This window comes from Streptomyces seoulensis, assembly GCF_022846655.1.
In the GTDB taxonomy this organism is placed as follows: Bacteria; Actinomycetota; Actinomycetes; order Streptomycetales; family Streptomycetaceae; genus Streptomyces.
Genome location: NZ_AP025667.1, coordinates 222,514 through 243,986 on the forward strand (window position 1 = coordinate 222,514; position 21,473 = coordinate 243,986).

The window sequence follows — 21,473 nt, forward strand, 5'->3', positions numbered from 1 at the left end:
GCCGTATGCGGACCGACGTCGTGCGGATCGAGGGCACGGACTTCCTGACCACGCTGACCCTGGGCGCCCCCGTCGGCCTCCTGGCCCTGCACGGCGGCGTGGAGGGCGGCACGGCGGAACTGGCGACGGAGGTGGCGGCCCGCACAGGAGCCACCCTCCTCACCTTCACCCAGCCGACGGGCCCCCCGGCCCACATCCCGTCCATCCGCATGTCGGCCTGCGCCCCGCTGCGGACCTTCCTGTCCCACGCGACCCTGACGATCTCCCTCCACGGCCACAACCGCCGGACGACCCCCCGCACCATCTACGTAGGCGGCTCGAACCGCCCGGCGGCCCGCGTCCTGGCAGCCGCCCTGGCCGACTCGGCCTTCACCCCGGTCACCTCTCTCGCCGACATCCCCCCGCCGCTGCGCGGCCTGCACCCCGAGAACCCGGTCAACCAGACCCGACTCGGCGGAGTCCAACTGGAACTCCCGGTCCTGGCCCGCACGACCCACCCTGCTCCGACCGACCCGGAGATCCCGCCGGAGGAGGTCGTGGAGGGGATCGTGGAGGGGGTGGGGGTGTTGCTGGAGAGGGGCGGCGCTTGGTGATCTGCCGGGGCGCCCTGACGCGGGCGGAGGCGGAGGAGTACCTGACGAGACACCCGCTACGAACCGGGCATCAGCCCGCTCCCGGAGAACTGGACGGCGGCCCTGGCGATCATCTTCTCGTCGAGAGGCCGCACGACGGCCCGTAGCTCCCGAGCGCTCCGTTTCGGGAGAGCGTGGAGTACGGCATCCAGATGCTCACGGAAGCCGACGTCGTAGCAACCGCATTCGCGGATGCCGCAGTCAGACTTCTCCAGCGCGTCCGCGAGCTGCCGGAGCGGCCCGTGGGCCAGTACCGTCCAGTGCCAGAACGCCGCTTCCGTGGCCTCGGTCCAGCCCCGCTCCCGCTCCAGCCGCCGCAGATCGGCCGTGCAGGAGCCGGAAAGCCGATCGATGAGCGGAAACCGCCGCCGCACATCCCGACGACCTCGTTGCTCGCCCCGCAGGGCTGACGGGCGCCTACGCGGCATTGCCCCTTTGCTCGTCTGTCATGGCGGGCAAGCTACAGCCGGAGCCGCCGACCGTGCCAACACTTTTCGGGCCACGGCCCACGCGGCCGGCCGTGGAGGGAGCGTGCGCTCCAACAGCCGACGCTGCCACCGTCGTTCAGGCTGATCCGAGACTTCACGGATCTCCCGCCCGGCCCCCCAGAACGTCGAAGGGCCCCGCTGCAAGCAGCGGGGCCCTTCGACGTTAGTGCCCGGTGAGGCACTGGCGGAGGATACGAGATTCGAACTCGTGAGGGGTTGCCCCCAACACGCTTTCCAAGCGTGCGCCCTAGGCCACTAGGCGAATCCTCCGGGGCAAACATTACATGACCGCGGGGAGTGCTCGCGAACCTCGTTCCCCGAGCTCGGACGGGTGCTCCTCACCGGTTCGAGCGAGGTATCTCGCGGAGGTCCGGATCGGGTACTCTTTCCGCAGCCCCCCACGCGGTGCTATCTGACTGAACTCCCCCAGGGCCGGAAGGCAGCAAGGGTAGGTCGGCTCTGGCAGGTGCGTGGGGGGCCCTTGTTTTTCCGGGGGCGGGGGCCGGGGACCCGCCTGTGACCTGCACCGGGCTCGGGCCCGCTTCCGCCGCGCGGCCTGTTGTCCGTGCTCCCCTATAACCTCGTATGCGTGTCGTCTCTCGCCTTGTACCGCCGCTACCGCCCCGAGACCTTCGCCGAGGTCATCGGGCAGGAGCACGTAACCGACCCGCTGCAGCAGGCGCTGCGGAACAACCGGGTCAATCACGCGTACCTGTTCAGTGGTCCTCGCGGCTGCGGCAAGACGACCAGCGCCCGCATCCTGGCCCGCTGTCTGAACTGTGAGCAGGGTCCCACCCCCACCCCCTGCGGCGAGTGCCAGTCGTGCCAGGACCTCGCGCGCAACGGGCCGGGCTCGATCGACGTCATCGAGATCGACGCCGCCTCCCACGGTGGTGTGGACGACGCCCGTGAGCTGCGCGAGAAGGCGTTCTTCGGGCCCGCGGGCAGCCGGTACAAGATCTACATCATCGACGAGGCCCACATGGTCACGTCGGCCGGCTTCAACGCGCTGCTGAAGGTCGTCGAGGAGCCCCCGGAGCACCTCAAGTTCATCTTCGCCACCACCGAGCCCGAGAAGGTCATCGGGACCATCCGGTCGCGTACGCACCACTACCCCTTCCGGCTCGTCCCGCCCGGCACCCTCAGGGAGTACCTGGGCGAGGTGTGCCAGAAGGAGGACATCCCGGTCGCGGAGGGCGTGCTGCCGCTGGTCGTGCGCGCGGGCCAGGGTTCCGTGCGTGACTCCATGTCCGTCATGGACCAGCTCCTCGCCGGTGCCGGTGCGGACGGTGTGACGTACCCCATGGCCACCTCCCTCCTCGGCTACACCGACGGCTCCCTCCTCGACTCCGTCGTCGAGGCCTTCGCCACCGGTGACGGCGCCGCCGCCTTCGAGGTCGTGGACCATGTCATCGAGGGCGGCAACGACCCCCGCCGCTTCGTCGCCGACCTGCTGGAGCGGCTGCGTGACCTGGTGATCCTCGCCGCCGTGCCCGACGCCGCCGAGAAGGGCCTCATCGACGCCCCCGCCGACGTCATCGAGCGCATGCAGGCCCAGGCCGAGATCTTCGGCGCCGCCGAGCTGAGCCGCGCCGCCGACCTCGTCAACCAGGGCCTCACCGAGATGCGCGGCGCCAACTCGCCCCGCCTCCAGCTCGAACTCATCTGCGCGCGCGTGATGCTGCCCGCCGCGTACGGCGACGAGCGCTCCGTCATGGCCCGCCTCGACCGCATCGAGCGCGGGGTGAACTTCTCCGCGGGCGCCGCCGCTCCCGCCATGCAGTACGTCCCCGCTCCCGAGGCCCACCCCGGCGCCGCTCCGGCCGCCGCACCCGCCATGGGGGACGGGCCCGCCGTACCGCCCGGCGGCGGCCCCGCCGCCGCTCGCGCGGCCGTACGGAATCCCGGCGGGCCGGCCAACGCGGGTCCGTCCCACGCGGGTACGGGCAACGCGGGTACGGCCAACGCGGGTCCGGGGCCCGTCGCCCCGCAGCCCCCGGCACCGACTCCGGCCCCCGCGCCGACTCCGACTCCGACTCCGGCTCCCGCGCCAACTCCTGCTCCCGCACAGGAAGCCGCCCCCGCCCCCGGCGCCTGGCCCACCGCCACGCCCGCCGGTGGCGGCCGGCGTTCCGGTGCCTGGCCCACCGCCGCTCCGGCGGGCGGCCAGCAGCAGCCGCAGGCCCAGCAGGCCCCGCCGAGCCGACCTCAGGCCCCGGCCCCTGCCTCTGCCCCGAGCCAGAGTCAGCAGTCCCAGCCCTCGGCCCCCGCTCCGGCCGCCCCCGCCCCCTCCGGCGCCCTCGACCCCCGCATGCTGTGGCCGAACATCCTGGAGGCCGTCAAGAACCGCCGCCGCTTCACCTGGATCCTGCTCAGCCAGAACGCCCAGGTGACCGGCTTCGACGGCACCACCCTCCAGCTCGGCTTCGCCAGCGCGGGTGCCCGTGACAACTTCTCCGCCAGCGGCAGCGAGGACGTGCTGCGCCAGGCGCTGGCCGAGCAGTTCAACGTGCAGTGGAGGATCGAGGCGGTCATCGACCCCTCCGGCGGCGGCTCCGCACTCCCGCCCTCCGGCGGCACCCCGAGCTTCGGCGGAGGCGGGGGCGGCGGCGCCCACGCGAGCACCGGCGGCTACGGCGCCCCCGCGGCGAGCCCCGGCCCCACGGCCTCCCAGCCGAGCTCCCCCTCCCAGGGCGGCCCCCAGTCCCAGGACCGGTCGGCCCCCGCCCCCAGACCCCCGGCTCCCGAGCCGCCGTCCCCCGTCTCCCCCGAGGACGACATCCCCGCGGACGACGATCCCGACCTCGACGAGTCCGCCCTCTCCGGCCGCGACCTGATCGTGCGCGAACTGGGCGCCACGGTGGTCGACGAGATCTCCCACGAGCACTGAGGCCGCCTCGGGCGAGTGAGCGGGCCGACGGCCGAGTGCACCCACATCGGCCGACGGTCGGGTGCACCCCCATCAGGAGCGCGGCCGACCCCGACCGCCCCGGCACCCCGCCCACGAACCTCAGGCCCCGCCTCACGCGGCGCCCCCGCCCAGGCGCGAGCCTCCCCTCGTAGGAACCTCCAACTTCCCCACCCCCCGGTCTTCGGTGACCCGACCGATAGGCTGACCCCGTGAAGGTCCTCGTCATCGGCGGCGGCGCCCGCGAACACGCCCTGTGCCGCTCTCTGTCCCTCGACCCCGACGTCACCGAACTGCACTGCGCCCCCGGCAACGCGGGCATCTCCGAGGTGGCCCAGCAGCACCAGGTCGACGCGCTCGACGGCAAGGCCGTCGCCGCGCTCGCCGGGGAGCTGGAGGCCGGCCTCGTGGTCATCGGCCCGGAGGCCCCGCTGGTCGCCGGGGTGGCCGATGCCGTGCGGGAGGCGGGCTTCCCGGTGTTCGGTCCGTCCCGCGAGGCCGCCGTGCTGGAGGGGTCCAAGGCGTTCGCCAAGGACGTCATGGCCACGGCCGGGGTGCCCACCGCGCGCTCGTACGTCTGCACCACCGCCGAGGAGGTCGCCGAGGCGCTCGCCGCCTTCGGGGCGCCGTACGTCGTCAAGGACGACGGGCTCGCCGCGGGCAAGGGCGTCGTCGTCACCTCCGACGTCGCGGAGGCCAAGGCGCACGCGGCCGCGTGCGAGCGGGTCGTGATCGAGGAGTTCCTCGACGGCCCCGAGGTCTCGCTCTTCGCCGTCACCGACGGCGTGACCGTCGTACCCCTCCAGCCCGCGCAGGACTTCAAGCGCGCGCTGGACGGCGACGAGGGCCCCAACACCGGTGGCATGGGCGCGTACTCCCCGCTGCCCTGGGCCGACCCGGAGCTGGTGGACGACGTGCTGCGCACCGTGCTCCAGCCGACCGTGGACGAGCTGCGCAGGCGCGGCACCCCGTTCTCCGGGCTGCTGTACGCCGGGCTCGCCATGACCTCGCGCGGTGTGCGGGTGATCGAGTTCAACGCCCGTTTCGGCGACCCCGAGACCCAGGTCGTGCTGGCCCGGCTGAAGACCCCGCTGGCCTCCCTCCTGCTCGCCTCCGCCAACGGCACCCTCGCCGACCTGGAGCCGCTGCGCTGGAGCGAGGACGCGGCCGTCACCGTGGTCGTCGCCTCGCACAACTACCCCGGCACCCCGCGCACCGGCGACCCGATCACGGGCCTGGACGAGGTGGCCGGGCAGGACGCCCCCGACGCCTACGTCCTGCACGCCGGGACGAAGCGGGACGGCGACGCCACCGTCAGCGCGGGCGGCCGCGTGCTGTCCGTCACGGCCACCGGCGAGGACCTGGCCGAGGCCCGCGAGCGGGCGTACCGCGCGGTCGCCCGCATCGGCCTCGACGGCTCCCACCACCGCACGGACATCGCGGCGAAGGCGGCCGAGGGAGCCAGGGCCGGCGCGGTGTAGCGACCCCTGCTAGCCACGCGAAGGCACCCCCGATCCACCCCAGGCCCCGGACCCCGAAATCCGGGGCCTGGCCTTTGCCGTCTGTCACCCAGCTCTGACCAAGGCCATTCCATCGAGTGAGCAATGCGCCATCCGGCTGACGGGGGCCGGGGCCCCAACTATGGTGCGGCGCAAGCGGTCCGGCACTTGGCCCACCGGCATTGCGATGTCAGTGACGGGTGCCACAGTGGGGGAGTGGGCACCGCCAGGACAGCACGCGATCGGCAGGGAGGGGGTGAGCGTCGCGCATGACCGGAGACGGTGGAGAGCTCGGCGTGAGGGCCGCGCGTTCGCGCGCGCTGGCAGTGCTGCGCGTGCGCAGCCGGGCGCTGGCCGTGGCGCTGCTGCCCGCGGCCGCCGAGGTGATCCTGCTGACCGGGGGTGCCACGGGCCAGTTCACCGGTCAGGGATGGGACGCGGCCCGCTGGGCGGTCGGCGTCCTCGCCGTGCTGGTGCTGCTGGCGGCCGCCGGCATGGCCCTGGTCGTGGCCCGCGCGCGCCCCGCCGCGAGCCCCACGGTCCCGGTGTCGGAGCGGTCCGCCCCCGACCTGTACCGCATGGTGCGCGACCTGGCCGAGCGCCTCGACGTGCCCGCACCTTCCGCGATAGCGCTCACCCCGGACTGCGACAGTTGGCTGGAGGACCTCACACACCCGGCCCACGCCCCGCCCATCACGCGCTCCCACGACGAGCCGGTGGTACCCGGCGGCCGCCCCGAGAGGCGGATCGCCGTCCCGGCGCCGGTGCTCGTCATCGGGTCGCCGTTCCTGTGGTGGATGCGGGTCGCGGAGCTGCGCGCGGTGCTCGCGCCGGTCGTCGCCGGTACGGGACCGTCCGCGGAGCCGGACATAGCCGCCGCCCGCCGCTTCGTACGCGGGCTCGACGCCGCGGTGGCCGTCGCCGACGCGCCGGGCCGCGGCCCGCTGACCCGGGGCGTGTACGCGGCTCTCGGCCGATTGGCCCGGCTGCTGCTGCGCGGCTGCCGGGAGCATGCCGCGCTGATGGAGCGCGGGGTCGCCACGGCCGCCGCCGAGCGCGCCAGGTCGGTGGACTACGGCCCCCGGATCGCCGCCCAGGAGCAGGTCGGGCTGGCGTACGCGGGCTGGGACCGGCTGCTGACCAAGGTGGCGCTGCCCGCCTGGCGGATGGGCCGCTGGCCCTCCCGGCTGGACGTCGGCGTGGCCGCCGCGCTGACCGAGCTGTCCCGGCGCGACCGGCTGGCCGACGGTTTCGCCGCCCGGCTCGGCGAGCGTCCCGCGTGCGATCTGCTGGAGGAGCCCGGCGCGGTGGACGAGGCCGTGTCGCTGCTCACCGCCCGCCTCTTCCACGGCGGCCCCGCCGAGCCGGGCCCCCGCTGGGCGCCGGTGGACTGGCAGGCGTACCCCGAGGAGGTCGTGGACCGCACCTGGCGCGCGGAGGCGGCCCGGCTGCACCGGGTCCTGGACTCCCTGGGCGTCAGCCCCAGCCTCGACCCCGCCACCCCCGACCCCGGCGGACCCACCCTGGCCCGCGTCCTGGACCACCTCACCGACCACAGCGCCGAGCCCGTCCCCACGGTCCCGGCCCCCGCCCCACCCCTGGACAGCGCCGACCCGGACCACGATCCGGACCCCGATCCCGCCACCGAGCGCAGCGCGCTCCTCGCGGCCGGGCTCAGCGCCGCGCTGGCCCGTGAGGAGGGGGCCGCGCCGCAGGGCGCGCGGGCGCAGGGCCCGGACAGCGCGCTGTGGGAGGACGGCGACCTGCCGCTGTTCCCGCTGCAACCGCCGCGCACGGGACGGGAACTGCTCGCCGCGCACATCACCGCGATGATCTGCTGCGCCGCCGTCGACACCGCCGGAGCCGCCCCCGGCCTGGACTGGCTGGACGGCCCCACCCTGCTGCTGGACGGCGAGCGCGCCGTCGATCTCGCGCCGAAGGTGCTCAGCCTGATCGAGGAGGGCGATCCGGGCCCGCTGCGCGCCTGGCTGGCGGAGGCCGGGATACGACCGGAGAAGCCGGTCCGGCTGATCTGAGGCCACCCCCACGAGTGGCCACCGGACGCCAGGGGTCCCACCCGTGCCCCGGTGTAACGGAGCAGGGTCTTCCACTTCAGGCCAATTCGCAACGAACAGTGACCGGAGTCGTGCGTTATGTGATGTGCTGGGACCGGCACGCACATGGCACGGGCATACGACACACGCCCGCACGGCCGAGCGATCCGGCGCACCGAGCACACCCGAGACGGCACGCGACGGCACCGGGCCCGGTCCTGGCACCACAGACAACGCCATAAAGGCAACGGGGGCACGAGGGAGGGGGCGTCCATGACCTCGGATCACATCCGCCGCTGGGAGTCGGGAGCGCTCGCGCACGCCGTCACCGATCCCTTCGGCCAGGGCCCGGTCCCCTGGCTGCGCGGCAGCGAGACCTACTTCGACGACACCGGCCAGGTGGTCCCCTGGTACGTCGACACCACCCAGCCGGCCACCACCCGGCCCGGCCGTCCCGGCGCACCGCGCGTCCCGGCCCCGCGCTCGGCCGGCCCCGGCCCGCGCTCGGCCGACGACGTGGGCCGCCAGATCAAGGGGTTCGCGTCCACCGGCGCGGTCGCGCCCGGCGAGGCGATCGACTTCCACATCACGGTCGACCCGCCGCAGGAGTTCAGCGTCGACATCTACCGGATCGGCCATTACGCCGGTCACGGCGCCGCCAAGATCACCACCAGCCCCCGGCTCTCCGGCATCGTCCAGACCCCGCCGCTGGCCGCCGACCGCACCGTCTCCTGCCACCACTGGTGGCTGTCCTGGCGCCTGCAGGTGCCCGCGGAGTGGCGTGTCGGGGCGTACGTGGCCGTCCTCACCACCGCCGACGGCTACCGCTCCCACGTGCCCTTCACGGTCCGCGACGACGAGCCCGCCGACCTGCTCCTGCTGCTCCCCGACATCACCTGGCAGGCGTACAACCTGTACCCGGAGGACGGCCGTACGGGCGCCAGCCTCTACCACGCCTGGGACGAGAAGGGGGCTCTCCTCGGCGAGGCCGACGCCGCCACCACCGTCTCCTTCGACCGCCCGTACGCCGGCGCGGGCCTGCCCCTGCACGTCGGCCACGCCTACGACTTCATCCGCTGGGCCGAGCGCTACGGCTACGACCTCGCCTACGCCGACGCCCGCGATCTGCACGCGGGCCGTGTCGACCCCACCCGGTACCGGGGCCTGGTCTTCCCCGGCCACGACGAGTACTGGTCGGTCCCGATGCGCCGGGCGGTGGAGGAGGCCCGCGACCGGGGCACCTCGCTGGTCTTCCTGTCGGCCAACACCATGTACTGGCAGGTGGAGTTGTCGCCCTCCGCGTCCGGGGTGCCGGACCGGCTGCTGACCTGCCGCAAGCGCAAGGGCCCCGGAAAGCCGGTGCTGTGGCGGGAGATCGACCGCCCCGAGCAGCAGTTGATCGGCATCCAGTACGCGGGCCGGGTGCCCGAGCCGCATCCGCTGATCGTCCGCAACGCCGACCACTGGCTCTGGGACGCCACCGGTGCCCGCGAGGGCGACGAGATCCCGGGCCTGGTCGCGGGCGAGGCGGACCGGTACTTCCCGCGCACCGCCCTGCCCGAGCACGAGGAGCGGGTACTGCTCGCGCACTCCCCGTACACCGACGGCGAGGGCGTCCGGCGCCACCAGGAGACCTCCCTGTACCGCGCCCCGTCCGGCGCCTGGGTCTTCGCCTCCGGCACCTTCGCCTGGTCCCCGTCGCTGGACCGGCCCGGCCATGTGGACGCCCGTGTCCAGCGGGCCACCGCCAACCTGCTGGACCGCATCTGCAAGCGGGACTGACCCTGCCACCAGCCCGATCACCGGCATACGGGAGAATCGAGGCAGTTGGACAGAACCACGGGGAGGAACCGTGTCCGGATTCGTAGAAAAGCCCGAGCCGATCCAGGTTCCGGGGCTGGTGCACCTGCACACCGGCAAGGTGCGCGAGCTGTACCGCGACGCGGCGGGCGACCTCGTGATGGTCGCCAGCGACCGCATCTCCGCGTACGACTGGGTGCTGCCCACCGAGATCCCCGACAAGGGCCGGGTGCTCACCCAGTTGTCGCTGTGGTGGTTCGACCAGCTCCGCGACCTGGCGCCCAACCACGTCATCAGCACCGAGCTGCCCGAGGGCGCCCCCGCCGACTGGGCCGGCCGCACCCTGGTCTGCAAGTCGCTGGACATGGTCCCGGTGGAGTGCGTGGCCCGCGGCTACCTGACCGGCTCCGGCCTCGCGGAGTACCGGGAGTCCCGTACGGTCTGCGGGCTCGCGCTGCCCGAGGGCCTGGTCGACGGCTCGGAGCTGCCCGGCCCGATCTTCACCCCGGCCACCAAGGCCGAGGTCGGCGAGCACGACGAGAACGTCTCCTACGAGGAGGTGGCCCGCCAGGTCGGCCCCGAGACCGCCGCCCAGCTCCGCCAGGCCACCCTCGCGGTGTACGCCCGCGCCCGTGACATCGCCCGTGACCGGGGGATCGTGCTCGCGGACACCAAGTTCGAGTTCGGCTTCGACGGCAGCGACCTGGTCCTCGCCGACGAGGTGCTCACCCCGGACTCGTCCCGCTTCTGGCCCGCCGAGACCTATGAGCCGGGCCACGCCCAGCCGTCGTACGACAAGCAGTTCGTGCGGGACTGGCTGACCGGCCCCGAGTCCGGCTGGGACCGCAAGAGCGAGCAGCCCCCGCCCGCGCTGCCCGAGGAGGTCGTGGCGGCGACCCGCGCCAAGTACATCGAGGCGTACGAGCGGCTGACCGGCACCCGCTGGTCCTAGGACGAGAAAAGCCCCCCGGTGAGAACCGGGGGGCTTCTTCATGGAGCGGACGACGAGGCTCGAACTCGCGACCTCAACCTTGGCAAGGTTGCGCTCTACCAACTGAGCTACGTCCGCAGTGCGCCGTGGCGCGGAGCCAACTATACCCAACCCCGGTCCCGTGCGAGACGCACCGCGGTGTGCCGGTTCTCCGCGCCCAGCTTGGTGACGGCCGAGGAGAGATAGTTCCGTACCGTCCCCGGCGACAGCGCGGCCCGCTCGGCGATCTCCGTGACCGGTGCCCCGTCGGCCGCCAGTTCCAGCACCTCGGCCTCCCGCGCGGTCAGCGGGGAGTCGCCGGCGGAGATCGCGTCGGCGGCCAACTCGGGGTCGACGTACCGGCTTCCGGCGTGCACGGTCCGGATGATCTCGGCGAGCCGCTCGGCGCTGACCGTCTTCGGGACGAACCCGCGCACACCCGCCGCCAGCGCCCGCTTCAGATGCCCGGGGCGCCCGTGCCCGGTCACGATCAGCACCTGGCAACCGGGCAGTTCGGCCCGCAGGGATGTGGCCACCCTCACACCGTCGGCACCCGGCATCTGGAGATCCAGCACGGCCACGTCGGGCTCGTGCGCCCGTGCCATCGCCAGCGCTTCGGGCCCGCTCGCCGCCTCCGCGACGACCAGCAGGTCGTCCTCCAGCGAGAGCAGCGCGGCCAGCGCGCCCCGGATCAGATGCTCGTCGTCGGCCAGCAGCAGCCGCACCGGCCCGCTCATGCGGACACCCGGCCCATCGGCACCCGCGCCTCGAGCCGGAACCGGCCCTCGCCGACGAGCCCCGCCGTCAGCGTGCCCTCGACGGCGGCCAGCCGCTCCCGCAGCCCGACCAGACCGGAGCCGCCGGCCTTCTCCGGTTCTCCGGCGCCGTCGTTCTCCACCGTCAGCACCACATGTCCCTTCCGTGTCACCAGTTCCACCGCGCAGTGCCCCGCGTCCCCGTGCCGCAGCACGTTGGTGGCCGCCTCACGCACCACCCAGGCCAGCGCGGACTGCACCGGGACCGGCAACGCCGCGTTCTCGGCGGTCACCTCGCACACGATCCCCGCAGCACCCAACACACCCTTGGCTCCCGCGAGTTCGGCCACGAGGTCGGCCTCCCGGTAGCCGCGTACGACCTCCCGCACCTCGCGCTGCGACTCCTGCGCGATGCGCTGGACCTCGATCATCTGCTCCACCGCCTCCGGCCGCCCGCGCCGGGCCAACTGGACGGCCAGCTCGCTCTTCAGAGAGATCACCGAGAGGTTCCGGCCCAGCACGTCGTGCAGGTCCCGCCCGAACCGCAGCCGCTCCTCCGCCACGGCGAGCCGTGCCTCCACCTCCCGGGCCCGCTCGGCTTCCCAGAGCACGGAGAGGGTCCAAGCGCCGCTGCGGCCGGCACCCAGGGCCAGCAGGAAGCCGAAGGCGGCCACGAGACCGGCGCCCAGGATCCTGCCGCCGCTGTCAGGCTGGACGAGCGCGGTCGCGGTGACCACCACGCCGGCGAGCACGACCACCTTGCGCAGGTAGTCCCGGACCGGCACCACCAGCGCGTACGGCAGGCCGAACGGCGTCAGCACCGCCCCCAAGGCGAGCCTGGCCGTCACCGCTTCGACACCGTCCACCGCCGCCAGCGCCACGATCAGCGCGAGGGCGGCGCCGAGCAGCACCCACGAGCCCCACAGCACCGGACCGGGCTGCCCGGTGCGCCCGAGGTAGCGGCCGAGCGCGGGCCGGATGAGGCGGTTGGCCTCCACGCACTGCAGCACGGCCACGACGACCAGGGACGCGCCGAGCACGAGCGGCACCGGCCGGTGATGCAGACCGCCGATCAGGGGCATCAGCAGCCAGCTCACCGAGAGCAGCCACGGCGTCAGATGCCACATGCCGAGGGTGGTCAGCTCCACCCGCTCCGCCTTGCTCCGCGCCCGCCAGTGCCGCTCGCGCAGCCCCCGCATCCGGCCCAGCATCCCGTCTCCCCCCGGTGTCAGCGGCGCGGTTCCCAGCGGAACCAGCGCCTCGCGGCGAACACTGCCACGACCGCCCAGGCCAGCGCGGTCGCCGTGGCGCCCAGTGCCTCGTACGCGCTCAGGTGCCCGGTCCAGCCGCCGCGGACCAGGCGGATCGCCGGGGAGAGCGGGAGGAGTTCACAGATGTCGGCGAGCCGGTCGGGCATGGCCTCGGTCGGGAACATGATGCCGGAGCCGAGCATGGAGGCGAACACCACCGGCAGCGCGGTCACCTGGGCGCTCTCCGCGCTGCGGGTGAAGGAGGCGGTCAGCGCGGCCAGGGCGGCGCTGGTGACCAGCCCGGCCACCAGCCCGAGCAGCGCCAGGTGCGGTGCCTTCGGCGGGCCGAGACGCAGCAGTGCCGTGCAGCCGGCGCAGAGCAGCAGCGCCTGGGCGAGCCCGAGGGCCAGGGCGGGCAGGGCGGTCCCGGTGAGGATCTCGGGGTCGGAGAGTTCGCCGGTGCGCAGCCGCTTGAGGACGAGTTCCTCGCGGCGGGCGACGTAGGCGTTGACCAGGGAGGCGTAGACCGCGAAGAGGAAGGTGAAGCCGACGGCGGCGGGCAGCATGACCGTGCCGACGCTGAGCCCGAGCTTCTCCAGTTCCAGTCGGTCGATGGCCTGCCGTGCGGTGAAGGGCAGGGTGAGCGGCACGACCAGCGCGGTGAGCACCACACCCTTGTTGCGGCCGAGCAGGGTGAGTTCGGCGCGGGCCAGCGCGCCCAGCCGCCGGGCCGCTCCGTTTCCGATGGACAGTGCCGTGCCGCTCATGCCGCCGCCTCCCGCTCTCCGGCGATCCCGAGGAACGCCTCCTCCAGTGACGCCGACCGCATGTCCAGGCCGTGCAGCCGCACCCCGGCCCCCTGTGCCCAGGCCAGCACGCCGGTGGCCGACCGCTGGAGCTCGCGGGTGCTGAGCCGGACGGCACGCCCCCTGATCTTGTGGGCGCAGACGCCGAGTTCGGCCAGCGGAGGCAGGTCGCCGGGGAAGTACCCCTCGGGCAGCCGGAAGGAGATGCTGGCCGGGCGGTCCGCGGTGACCTCGGCCGGGGTGCCGGAGACGGCGATACGGCCCTCGTGCAGGATCGCCAGCCGGTCGGCCAGGCCCTCCGCTTCTTCCAGATAGTGCGTGGTGAGCAGCACGGTCGTGCCGGTGTCGCGCAGCGAGCGCACCAACTCCCAGGTGTCCCGGCGGCCTTCGGCGTCCAGTCCGGTGGTGGGCTCGTCCAGGAACAGCACCTCGGGGTCGCCGAGCAGGGCGAGCGCCAGGTCGAGGCGCCGCCGCTCCCCGCCGGACAACTGCTTGATCCGTACGCGGGTCCGCCCGGTGAGGCCGACCCGGTCCAGTGCCTCCGCCCCGGAACGGGCGCCGCTGGTGCAGCCCGCCCACATGCGGACGGTCTCGGCGACGGTGAGGTCGGAGGGGAAGCCGCCCTCCTGGAGCATCACGCCGGTGCGCGGGCGTACGGCGGCCCGCTCGGCGTAGGGGTCGTGGCCGAGGACCTTCACCCGGCCCCCGGCGGGTTCCGCGAGGCCCTCCAGCAGTTCGACGGTGGAGGTCTTGCCCGCGCCGTTGGTGCCGAGCAGGGCGAAGATCTCGGCGCGGGCCACGGAGAAGGTGATGCCGCGCACGGCCTCGAACCCGTCGCCGTAGACCCGCCGCAGATCGGTGACCTCGATCACAGGGGAGTGTGGGGTGCTGTCCATGGCTCCAGCGTCCCGGCGGTCCGGCCCGGCCGGCAGTGCGCGGTGTCATCGGCTGCCATGACAAATGTCAGAGCGGGCGGGGGGCATACAAAAAAGCCCCGGTCCGAAGACCGGGGCTTTTCGCTGAGCGGACGACGAGGCTCGAACTCGCGACCTCAACCTTGGCAAGGTTGCGCTCTACCAACTGAGCTACGTCCGCACTGCTCCCGACCGGCTCCCACCGATCGGTGCGAGCACCAGCCTACCTGATCCAAAAGGATGGTCATGACCGGTGCCAGAGCGGGTGACAGGAATCGCACACTGCGCCTCCCCCCTGGAAGGGGGGTGTTCTACTACTGAACTACACCCGCACGCTCCGTGGGTTTCGGCCTTCCGGCCTCGCCCCTCGGCGTGTCCCAGACATTAGCCGATCAGCAGGGGGGTTGCGCAAGTCGGTTCCCCCCGAGGTCAGGTGAACGAGTCTCAGGGCCCGGCGTGCGGAGCCCTGAGGGGTCGTCCCGTACGGGCTCAGCGGGCGGCGCTGAACGCCTCGTAGACCTTCTTGGGGATGCGGCCGCGCGCGGGCACGTCCATCTTGTTCGCCTGGGCCCAGGCGCGGATGGCCGACGGGTCGGGGGCGACCTCGGTCTGCTTGTACGCCTTGCCGGACCGGGCGCGCTTGCGGCCGGCCTCCACGTAGGGCGCGAGCGCCTTGCGCAGTTTCTTGGCGTTGGTTTCGTTCAGGTCGATCTCGTACGACTTGCCGTCGAGTCCGAAGGCGATCGTTTCCGCCGCTTCCGAGCCGTCGATGTCGTCGAAGAGCGTGACCACGACCTTTTGCGCCACGGATATCGGTCCCTTCGTGCGGCACGTCGATACGGTTCACCGGCTTCACCGGCAATGACGTGCCGAGTATCGGCTATTGCCAATTCATTTGTACAGTGCGCGGCAATGAAATGGGAAGCCCCACTGAATACGTCCGCGTGTCCGGACTCAATAGGCATCACGGACGGCCCGCAGAACTTTCCCAGAAATTTCCACCAAGGCCCGTGTTCGACACCCGATCGTGATGCGGGTCACGTAGAAACCTCCAACTCTACCCGCGTAGAAATTTTGTACGGGTAGTCTGAAGGAACCTGCTCAGCACCACACACCGGGAGTGCCAGTGGCACGCGTCGTAGTCGACGTCATGCTCAAGCCGGAGATCCTCGACCCCCAGGGCCAGGCGGTCCAGCGTGCGCTGCCGCGCCTGGGTTTCACGGGGATCTCGGACGTCCGTCAGGGAAAGCGATTCGAGCTGGAAGTAGAGGGGCCGGTCGACGAGGCCGCGCTCGCCCGCATCCACGATCTGGCGGAATCCTTCCTCGCCAACACGGTGATCGAGGACTTCACCGTGAAGGTGGAGGAAGTGGCGGGGGCCGCCGAGTGACCGCTCGTATTGGCGTCGTCACATTTCCGGGAAGCCTGGACGACCGTGACACCCGGCGCGCCATCACCCTCGCCGGCGCCGAACCCGTCGCGCTGTGGCACAAGGACAAGGACCTGAAGCAGGTCGACGCCGTCGTGCTGCCCGGCGGTTTCTCCTACGGCGACTATCTGCGCGCCGGAGCCATCTCCCGCTTCTCGCCGGTGATGGAGACCGTCATCGAGCAGGCGAAGGCCGGCCTTCCGGTCCTCGGAATCTGCAACGGCTTCCAGGTCCTCACCGAGGCGCACCTGCTGCCCGGCGGGATGCTCGGCAACGACCACCTCCACTTCATCTGCCGCGACCAGAAGCTGCGGGTGGAGAACGCGGAGACCTCCTGGACCGGCGACTACCGCCAGGGCCAGGAGATCCACATCCCGCTGAAGAACATGGACGGCCGGTACGTCGCCGACGCGTACACGCTCGACGAGCTGGAGGCGGAGGGCCGGGTCGTCTTCCGCTACCTGGACATGAACCCCAACGGCTCGCTCAACGACATCGCCGGCATCACCAACGAGGCCGGGAACGTCGTCGGTCTCATGCCGCACCCCGAGCACGCCGTCGAGCCGCTGATCGGAACGGGCCGCACCGACGGCCTCCCCTTCTTCACCTCGATCCTCAAGAAGCTGGTCAACGCATGAGCCGGACGCCTCTGGACACGGTCGAAAACGCGGCCGCGACCCCCGACGTCGAGCTGCCCTGGGCCGAACTCGGCCTGAAGAAGGACGAGTACGAGCGGGTCGTCGAGATCCTCGGCCGCCGCCCGACCGGCGCCGAACTCGCCATGTACTCGGTCATGTGGTCCGAGCACTGCTCGTACAAGTCCTCCAAGGTCCACCTGCGCCAGTTCGGCGAGAAGGCGCCGCAGTCCGACGCCATGCTCGTCGGCATCGGCGAGAACGCGGGCGTGGTCGACGTCGGCCAGGGCTACGCGGTCACCTTCAAGGTCGAGTCGCACAACCACCCCTCCTACGTCGAGCCCTACCAGGGCGCGGCCACGGGCGTGGGCGGCATCGTGCGCGACATCATCGCCATGGGCGCCCGCCCCGTCGCGGTCGTGGACCCGCTGCGCTTCGGCGCCGCCGACCACCCCGACACCAAGCGCGTGCTGCCCGGCGTCGTCGCGGGCATCGGCGGCTACGGCAACTGCCTGGGCCTGCCCAACATCGGCGGCGAGGTCGTCTTCGACGCCTGCTACCAGGGCAACCCGCTGGTCAACGCCGGTGCCATCGGCGTCATGCGGCATGAGGACATCCACCTCGCCAAGGCGTCCGGCGCCGGCAACAAGGTCATCCTCTACGGTGCCCGGACCGGCGGCGACGGCATCGGCGGCGCCTCGATCCTCGCCTCCGAGACCTTCGACGACGCCAAGCCCTCCAAGCGCCCGGCCGTCCAGGTCGGTGACCCCTTCCAGGAGAAGCTCCTCATCGAGTGCACCCTGGAGGCGTTCAAGGAGAAGCTGGTCGTCGGCATCCAGGACCTCGGCGCCGCCGGGCTGTCCTGCGCCACCAGTGAGCTGGCCTCCAACGGCTCCGGCGGCATGACCGTCACCCTGGACGACGTTCCGCTGCGCGACTCCACGCTCTCGCCCGAGGAGATCCTCATGAGCGAGTCGCAGGAACGCATGTGCGCGGTGGTCGAGCCGGAGAAGGTCGACCGCTTCATGGAGATCTGCGAGAAGTGGGACGTCATCGCCACCGTCATCGGTGAGGTGACCGACGGCGACCGCCTGGAGATCTACTGGCACGGCGGCAAGATCGTCGACGTCGACCCGCGCACCGTCGCCCACGACGGCCCGGTCTACGAGCGCCCCTACGCCCGCCCCGACTGGCAGGACGCCCTCCAGGCCGACGACGCGAACAAGCTGCCGCGTCCCGCGACCTCCGAGGAACTGCGCGAGCAGGTCATGAAGCTGGTCGCGTCGCCCAACCAGGCGTCGAAGAAGTGGATCACCTCGCAGTACGACCACTTCGTGCAGGGCAACACCGTCCTCGCCCAGCCGGAGGACTCCGGCATGATCCGCGTGGACGAGGAGACCGGCCTCGGCGTCGCCATCGCCACCGACGGCAACGGTCGCTACGCCAAGCTCGACCCGTACACGGGTGCGCAGCTCGCGCTGGCGGAGGCGTACCGGAACGTGGCGACGACCGGCGCGAAGCCGCTCGCCGTCTCCGACTGCCTGAACTTCGGTTCGCCCGAGGACCCGGCCGTGATGTGGCAGTTCGCGGAGGCCGTGCGCGGTCTGGCGGACGGCTGCCTCCAGCTCGGCACCCCGGTGACCGGCGGCAACGTCTCGCTGTACAACCAGACCGGCGAGGCCGCCATCCACCCGACCCCGGTGGTCGCGGTGCTCGGCGTCATCGACGACGTGGCCCGGCGCACCCCGGTCGCCTTCCAGGAGGAGGGGCAGCTCCTCTACCTCCTGGGTGACACCTCCGAGGAGTTCGGCGGCTCGGCCTGGTCCCAGGTCGTCCACGACCACCTCGGCGGCCTGCCCCCGAAGGTCGACCTGGAGCGGGAGCGGCTGCTGGCCGAGATCCTCATCTCCGCCTCCCGCGACGGCATGGTCGACTCCGCGCACGACCTCTCCGACGGCGGTCTGATCCAGGCCGTGGTCGAGTCGGCGCTGCTCGGGGAGAAGGGCGCGCGACTGATCGTCCCGGACGGTCTGGACGCGTTCACCTTCCTGCTGTCGGAGTCGGCGGGCCGCGCGCTCGTCGCCGTGCCGCGCTCGGAGGAGCTGCGCTTCACCGACATGTGCGGCGCGCGGGGCCTTCCGGCCACCCGCATCGGTGTCGTGGACGGTGACTCGGTCGAGATCCAGGGCGAGTTCGGCCTCTCCCTGGCCGAGCTGCGCGAGGCGCACGAGAACACCATCCCGGCCCTGCTGGCGTGATGACCGCGGACGGCTCCCGCCCCACCCGGGCGGGGGCCGTCCCGGCATAGGGTCGCCCCATGCCCCCGGCGAAGAAGCGTGCCCGCAAGTACGACCCCCTGAGGACCCGCACGGCCGTGCTCGCACAGCTCGGCGCGGTACGGGAGGCCGTCGCCGGCCTCGGCCCCGATCAACTCGCCCTGCCCACACGGCGGGACGGGATGACCGTCGGGGAGCTGGCCGCGCAGGTGACCGCCTGCGTCGCGGCCGTACGGCAGGCGCTGGAGCGGCCGGCGCAGTTGAAGCAGACGCTGCCGCTCACCCGGTGGCCGCTGCGTGCGCCCGTCGCCTTCACCCCGGCCCCGGCCGACCTGGCCGCCGCCGAAGCCGATCTGCGCGCCCTGCTGGCCGACCACCCCGGCAGTCCGCTCGTGGACACCGGCGCGGGTGTGCTGCCGCTCAACGAGTACCTGGTCACCCGTGCCGTCGAGCTGGTCCTCGCCGCGGACGACCTGTCCGACGCCGTACCCGGACTCGACGTGCCCCAGGACCGGCACGCCCTCGCCGCCGCGACCCGGCTGCTCGCCGACGCCCTCGCCGACAAGGCGCCCGGCGGCTCCACCGAGGTGCGGGTGCCGCCGTACGCGGTGGTGCAGTGCGTCGAGGGCCTGAGGCACACCCGGGGCACCCCGCCCAACGTGGTCGAGACCGATCCGCTCACCTGGGTCCGCCTCGCCACCGGCCGCCTGACCTGGGCGGACGCCCTCGCCCGCGCAGAGGTGTCGGCCAGCGGGGAGCGCGCCGACCTCTCCGGCCTGCTGCCGCTGCGGTCGTAGCCGGAACCCCGGCGGCTCCCCGTACGTCGAACCGGCATGGACCGGCACACGCAGCGCATGACACTGACCGTGGCCGCCGCGCTCGTACCGCTCGCGGTGGCCTGTGGGAACGACACCGCCGACACCGGCAGCGGCTCGGTGGCCCCACCGCCGAAGCTCACCGGCACCGACTGGCGGGTGGACAGCGTCACCGAGGGCGGCACCACGCACCGCGCCCCCGCGGCCGCCCGCATCCGCATCGACGACGAGGGCCGCGCGACCGGCAACCTCGGCTGCAACACCTTCTCCGCGCCCACCACCGTCGACGGCGGCCGGATCGACTTCGGCACCCTGCGCACGACCCGGATGGCGTGCGACGAACCCCGGATGACCTTCGAACGCGCGCTGACCCGCGCCCTCGACTCCGGGGCGCTGACCGCGCGTACCGACGACGGGGCGCTGACCCTCACCACGGGCGAGGGAGGGCGCGTCCAGCTCACGCCGAGCGCGTCCGAATGATGTGCGACACCTCACTCAGGACAGGGCCCCACAGGCCCCAGGAGCGCTCACCTGAGCCCCACCTGTCCGTGACCGCCTCGCACGCACCTCTCTGACCTGCGTAAACGCAGAATCAACCAAGGTGATCGCAAGCTCAGGTTCGGCGAGGGCTACGTATCCCCAATTCGGCCCAGCGGTCGGCCTCGCCTACACTCGGAGGCGTGCCACGTGGTGACGGTCGACTCAATCACGATCTGCTTCCCGGCGAAAAAGGCCCCCAGGACGCTTGCGGCGTCTTCGGTGTCTGGGCGCCGGGTGAAGAGGTCGCAAAGCTCACGTACTTCGGGCTCTACGCCCTCCAGCACCGGGGTCAGGAATCCGCGGGAATCGCGGTCAGTAATGGCTCCCAGATCCTCGTATTCAAGGACATGGGCCTGGTTTCCCAGGTCTTCGACGAAACCTCGCTCGGTTCGCTCCAGGGTCATATCGCGGTCGGACACGCCCGCTACTCGACCACCGGAGCCTCCGTGTGGGAGAACGCCCAGCCGACGTTCCGCGCCACCGCGCACGGTTCGATCGCGCTCGGCCACAACGGCAACCTGGTCAACACCGCCCAGTTGGCGGAGATGGTCGCCGACCTGCCCAAGGACACCAACGGCCGCTCCACCCGTGTCGCGGCCACCAACGACACCGACCTGCTGACCGCGCTGCTCGCCGCGCAGGTCGACGAGGACGGCAAGCCGATGACCATCGAGGAGGCCGCCCACGCGGTGCTCCCGAAGGTCAAGGGCGCCTTCAGCCTCGTCTTCATGGACGAGCACACCCTTTACGCCGCCCGTGACCCGCAGGGCATCCGCCCGCTGGTCCTCGGCCGGCTGGAGCGCGGCTGGGTGGTGGCCTCCGAGTCCGCCGCCCTCGACATCTGCGGCGCCTCCTACGTCCGCGAGATCGAGCCGGGCGAGTTCATCGCCATCGACGAGAACGGTCTGCGCAGCTCCCGGTTCGCGGAAGCGAAGCCCAAGGGCTGTGTCTTCGAGTACGTGTACCTGGCCCGCCCGGACACCGACATCGCCGGCCGGAACGTGTATCTGTCCCGCGTCGAGATGGGCCGCCGCCTGGCCAAGGAGGCGCCCGCCGAGGCCGACCTGGTCATAGCGACCCCGGAGTCCGGGACCCCGGCCGCGATCGGTTACGCCGAGGCGTCCGGCATCCCCTTCGGCAACGGCCTGGTGAAGAACGCCTACGTCGGCCGGACCTTCATCCAGCCCTCGCAGACCATCCGCCAGCTCGGCATCCGGCTGAAGCTGAACCCGCTCAAGGAAGTCATCAAGGGCAAGCGCCTGGTCGTCGTGGACGACTCCATCGTGCGCGGCAACACCCAGCGGGCCCTGGTCCGCATGCTGCGCGAGGCGGGCGCCGCCGAGGTCCACATCCGGATCTCCTCGCCCCCGGTGAAGTGGCCCTGCTTCTTCGGCATCGACTTCGCCACCCGCGCGGAGCTGATCGCCAACGGCATGACGATCGAGGAGATCGGCACCAGCCTGGGCGCCGACTCGCTCGCCTACATCTCCATCGACGGGATGATCGACGCGACCACCATCGCCAAGCCGGACCTGTGCCGCGCCTGCTTCGACGGTGAGTACCCGATGGACCTGCCCGACCCGGAACTGCTCGGCAAGCAGTTGCTGGAGACCGAGCTGGCGGCCGGAACCGCCACCACCGCCGCGGCCGACGCCATCCGGCGTCCCTGAGCCGCGCCGTCCGAGCCGTACGACAGGAAAGT

18 protein-coding genes, 4 tRNA genes and 1 other RNA gene are annotated in these 21,473 nt (G+C 72.3%); 13 read left to right on the top strand and 10 right to left on the bottom strand.

Going from position 1 to position 21,473, the window contains the following annotated elements; translation table 11 throughout:
- Window positions 1-5 precede the first annotated feature (5 nt).
- Window positions 6-593, top strand: a complete 588-nt coding sequence (locus HEK131_RS01045; RefSeq protein WP_244333284.1) for a poly-gamma-glutamate hydrolase family protein — start codon at window positions 6-8, stop codon at window positions 591-593.
- Window positions 594-649: 56 nt separating this feature from the next.
- Here HEK131_RS01045 and HEK131_RS01050 read toward each other — a convergent pair whose 3' ends face one another.
- Both HEK131_RS01050 and HEK131_RS01055 read right to left on the bottom strand, forming a co-directional pair.
- Entirely contained in the window at window positions 650-1,006 is a 357-nt protein-coding gene (locus HEK131_RS01050) for a hypothetical protein (RefSeq protein WP_244333286.1), read from the bottom strand.
- 296 nt (window positions 1,007-1,302) lie between these two features.
- A tRNA-Ser gene (locus HEK131_RS01055) sits at window positions 1,303-1,390 on the bottom strand.
- Window positions 1,391-1,509: 119 nt separating this feature from the next.
- Here HEK131_RS01055 and ffs point away from each other — a divergent pair.
- The 6 genes from ffs (at window position 1,510) to HEK131_RS01085 (ending at window position 10,333) form a co-directional block, all read left to right on the top strand.
- An RNA gene (ffs, locus tag HEK131_RS01060) (signal recognition particle sRNA small type) lies at window positions 1,510-1,606 on the top strand.
- Window positions 1,607-1,709: 103 nt separating this feature from the next.
- Window positions 1,710-4,010, top strand: coding sequence for a DNA polymerase III subunit gamma and tau (locus HEK131_RS01065; RefSeq protein WP_244333288.1), 2,301 nt, complete (start codon window positions 1,710-1,712; stop codon window positions 4,008-4,010).
- Between the two features lie 230 nt (window positions 4,011-4,240).
- On the top strand, window positions 4,241-5,509 hold the full coding sequence (purD, locus tag HEK131_RS01070; RefSeq protein WP_217462386.1) for a phosphoribosylamine--glycine ligase: 1,269 nt from the start codon (window positions 4,241-4,243) through the stop codon (window positions 5,507-5,509).
- Window positions 5,510-5,796: 287 nt separating this feature from the next.
- Window positions 5,797-7,563 (top strand): hypothetical protein, encoded by a 1,767-nt coding sequence (locus HEK131_RS01075; RefSeq protein ID WP_244333290.1) that lies wholly within the window; start codon window positions 5,797-5,799, stop codon window positions 7,561-7,563.
- Between the two features lie 291 nt (window positions 7,564-7,854).
- Window positions 7,855-9,363, top strand: coding sequence for a N,N-dimethylformamidase beta subunit family domain-containing protein (locus HEK131_RS01080; RefSeq protein WP_217462388.1), 1,509 nt, complete (start codon window positions 7,855-7,857; stop codon window positions 9,361-9,363).
- A gap of 70 nt (window positions 9,364-9,433) precedes the next feature.
- On the top strand, window positions 9,434-10,333 hold the full coding sequence (locus HEK131_RS01085; protein ID WP_244333292.1) for a phosphoribosylaminoimidazolesuccinocarboxamide synthase: 900 nt from the start codon (window positions 9,434-9,436) through the stop codon (window positions 10,331-10,333).
- Between the two features lie 41 nt (window positions 10,334-10,374).
- Here the strand turns inward: HEK131_RS01085 and HEK131_RS01090 are convergent.
- The 8 genes from HEK131_RS01090 to HEK131_RS01125 all read right to left on the bottom strand — a co-directional run bounded on the left by HEK131_RS01090 (window position 10,375) and on the right by HEK131_RS01125 (window position 14,883).
- A tRNA-Gly gene (locus tag HEK131_RS01090) sits at window positions 10,375-10,450 on the bottom strand.
- 23 nt (window positions 10,451-10,473) lie between these two features.
- Window positions 10,474-11,088, bottom strand: coding sequence for a response regulator transcription factor (locus HEK131_RS01095; protein ID WP_217462390.1), 615 nt, complete (start codon window positions 11,086-11,088; stop codon window positions 10,474-10,476).
- Window positions 11,085-12,317 carry a sensor histidine kinase gene (locus HEK131_RS01100; RefSeq protein ID WP_244333295.1) on the bottom strand — a complete coding sequence of 411 codons (1,233 nt, stop codon included), beginning with the start codon at window positions 12,315-12,317 and terminating at the stop codon, window positions 11,085-11,087. The genes HEK131_RS01095 and HEK131_RS01100 overlap by 4 nt, the downstream gene beginning before the upstream one ends.
- Window positions 12,318-12,334: 17 nt before the next feature.
- Window positions 12,335-13,123: an ABC transporter permease gene (locus HEK131_RS01105; RefSeq protein ID WP_244333296.1), complete on the bottom strand. Its 789-nt coding sequence runs from the start codon at window positions 13,121-13,123 to the stop codon at window positions 12,335-12,337.
- Entirely contained in the window at window positions 13,120-14,058 is a 939-nt protein-coding gene (locus tag HEK131_RS01110) for an ABC transporter ATP-binding protein (protein ID WP_244333298.1), read from the bottom strand. Before HEK131_RS01110 ends, HEK131_RS01105 begins: the two co-directional genes overlap by 4 nt.
- A 126-nt stretch (window positions 14,059-14,184) precedes the next feature.
- Window positions 14,185-14,257: transfer RNA gene (locus HEK131_RS01115), tRNA-Gly, on the bottom strand.
- 79 nt (window positions 14,258-14,336) lie between these two features.
- Window positions 14,337-14,408, bottom strand: a tRNA-Gly gene (locus tag HEK131_RS01120).
- A gap of 157 nt (window positions 14,409-14,565) precedes the next feature.
- Entirely contained in the window at window positions 14,566-14,883 is a 318-nt protein-coding gene (locus HEK131_RS01125) for a histone-like nucleoid-structuring protein Lsr2 (protein ID WP_161148899.1), read from the bottom strand.
- A 319-nt stretch (window positions 14,884-15,202) separates the two neighbouring features.
- On the opposite strand from HEK131_RS01125, the gene purS reads away from it, so the two are divergent.
- From purS to purF, 6 genes are all read left to right on the top strand, one after another.
- Window positions 15,203-15,466, top strand: coding sequence for a phosphoribosylformylglycinamidine synthase subunit PurS (purS, locus tag HEK131_RS01130; protein WP_030816897.1), 264 nt, complete (start codon window positions 15,203-15,205; stop codon window positions 15,464-15,466).
- Window positions 15,463-16,143: a phosphoribosylformylglycinamidine synthase subunit PurQ gene (purQ, locus tag HEK131_RS01135; protein ID WP_244333300.1), complete on the top strand. Its 681-nt coding sequence runs from the start codon at window positions 15,463-15,465 to the stop codon at window positions 16,141-16,143. Before purS ends, purQ begins: the two co-directional genes overlap by 4 nt.
- A complete protein-coding gene (purL, locus tag HEK131_RS01140) occupies window positions 16,140-18,398 on the top strand; it encodes a phosphoribosylformylglycinamidine synthase subunit PurL (protein ID WP_244333302.1) in 2,259 nt (752 codons plus the stop codon). The genes purQ and purL overlap by 4 nt, the downstream gene beginning before the upstream one ends.
- Before the next feature lie 59 nt (window positions 18,399-18,457).
- The gene (locus HEK131_RS01145; RefSeq protein WP_244333304.1) at window positions 18,458-19,213 is read left to right on the top strand and encodes a sterol carrier family protein; all 756 of its coding nucleotides are present in this window, start codon (window positions 18,458-18,460) and stop codon (window positions 19,211-19,213) included.
- A gap of 57 nt (window positions 19,214-19,270) precedes the next feature.
- Window positions 19,271-19,711: an META domain-containing protein gene (locus HEK131_RS01150; RefSeq protein ID WP_244333306.1), complete on the top strand. Its 441-nt coding sequence runs from the start codon at window positions 19,271-19,273 to the stop codon at window positions 19,709-19,711.
- A 200-nt stretch (window positions 19,712-19,911) separates the two neighbouring features.
- Window positions 19,912-21,441: an amidophosphoribosyltransferase gene (gene purF / locus HEK131_RS01155; RefSeq protein WP_161148894.1), complete on the top strand. Its 1,530-nt coding sequence runs from the start codon at window positions 19,912-19,914 to the stop codon at window positions 21,439-21,441.
- Window positions 21,442-21,473: the final 32 nt, after the last annotated feature.

Excerpts from the sequence above, each read along its gene's own strand:
- HEK131_RS01105 (WP_244333296.1), bottom strand. The coding sequence starts at position 13,123 with ATGAGCGGCACGGCACTGTCCATCGGAAACGGAGCGGCCCGGCGGCTG.
- HEK131_RS01045 (WP_244333284.1), top strand. The coding sequence starts at position 6 with ATGCGGACCGACGTCGTGCGGATCGAGGGCACGGACTTCCTGACCACG.
- HEK131_RS01095 (WP_217462390.1), bottom strand. The coding sequence starts at position 11,088 with ATGAGCGGGCCGGTGCGGCTGCTGCTGGCCGACGACGAGCATCTGATC.
- HEK131_RS01145 (WP_244333304.1), top strand. The coding sequence starts at position 18,458 with ATGCCCCCGGCGAAGAAGCGTGCCCGCAAGTACGACCCCCTGAGGACC.
- HEK131_RS01100 (WP_244333295.1), bottom strand. The coding sequence starts at position 12,317 with ATGCTGGGCCGGATGCGGGGGCTGCGCGAGCGGCACTGGCGGGCGCGG.
- HEK131_RS01150 (WP_244333306.1), top strand. The coding sequence starts at position 19,271 with ATGACACTGACCGTGGCCGCCGCGCTCGTACCGCTCGCGGTGGCCTGT.
- HEK131_RS01075 (WP_244333290.1), top strand. The coding sequence starts at position 5,797 with ATGACCGGAGACGGTGGAGAGCTCGGCGTGAGGGCCGCGCGTTCGCGC.
- purL (WP_244333302.1), top strand. The coding sequence starts at position 16,140 with ATGAGCCGGACGCCTCTGGACACGGTCGAAAACGCGGCCGCGACCCCC.
- HEK131_RS01080 (WP_217462388.1), top strand. The coding sequence starts at position 7,855 with ATGACCTCGGATCACATCCGCCGCTGGGAGTCGGGAGCGCTCGCGCAC.
- HEK131_RS01110 (WP_244333298.1), bottom strand. The coding sequence starts at position 14,058 with ATGGACAGCACCCCACACTCCCCTGTGATCGAGGTCACCGATCTGCGG.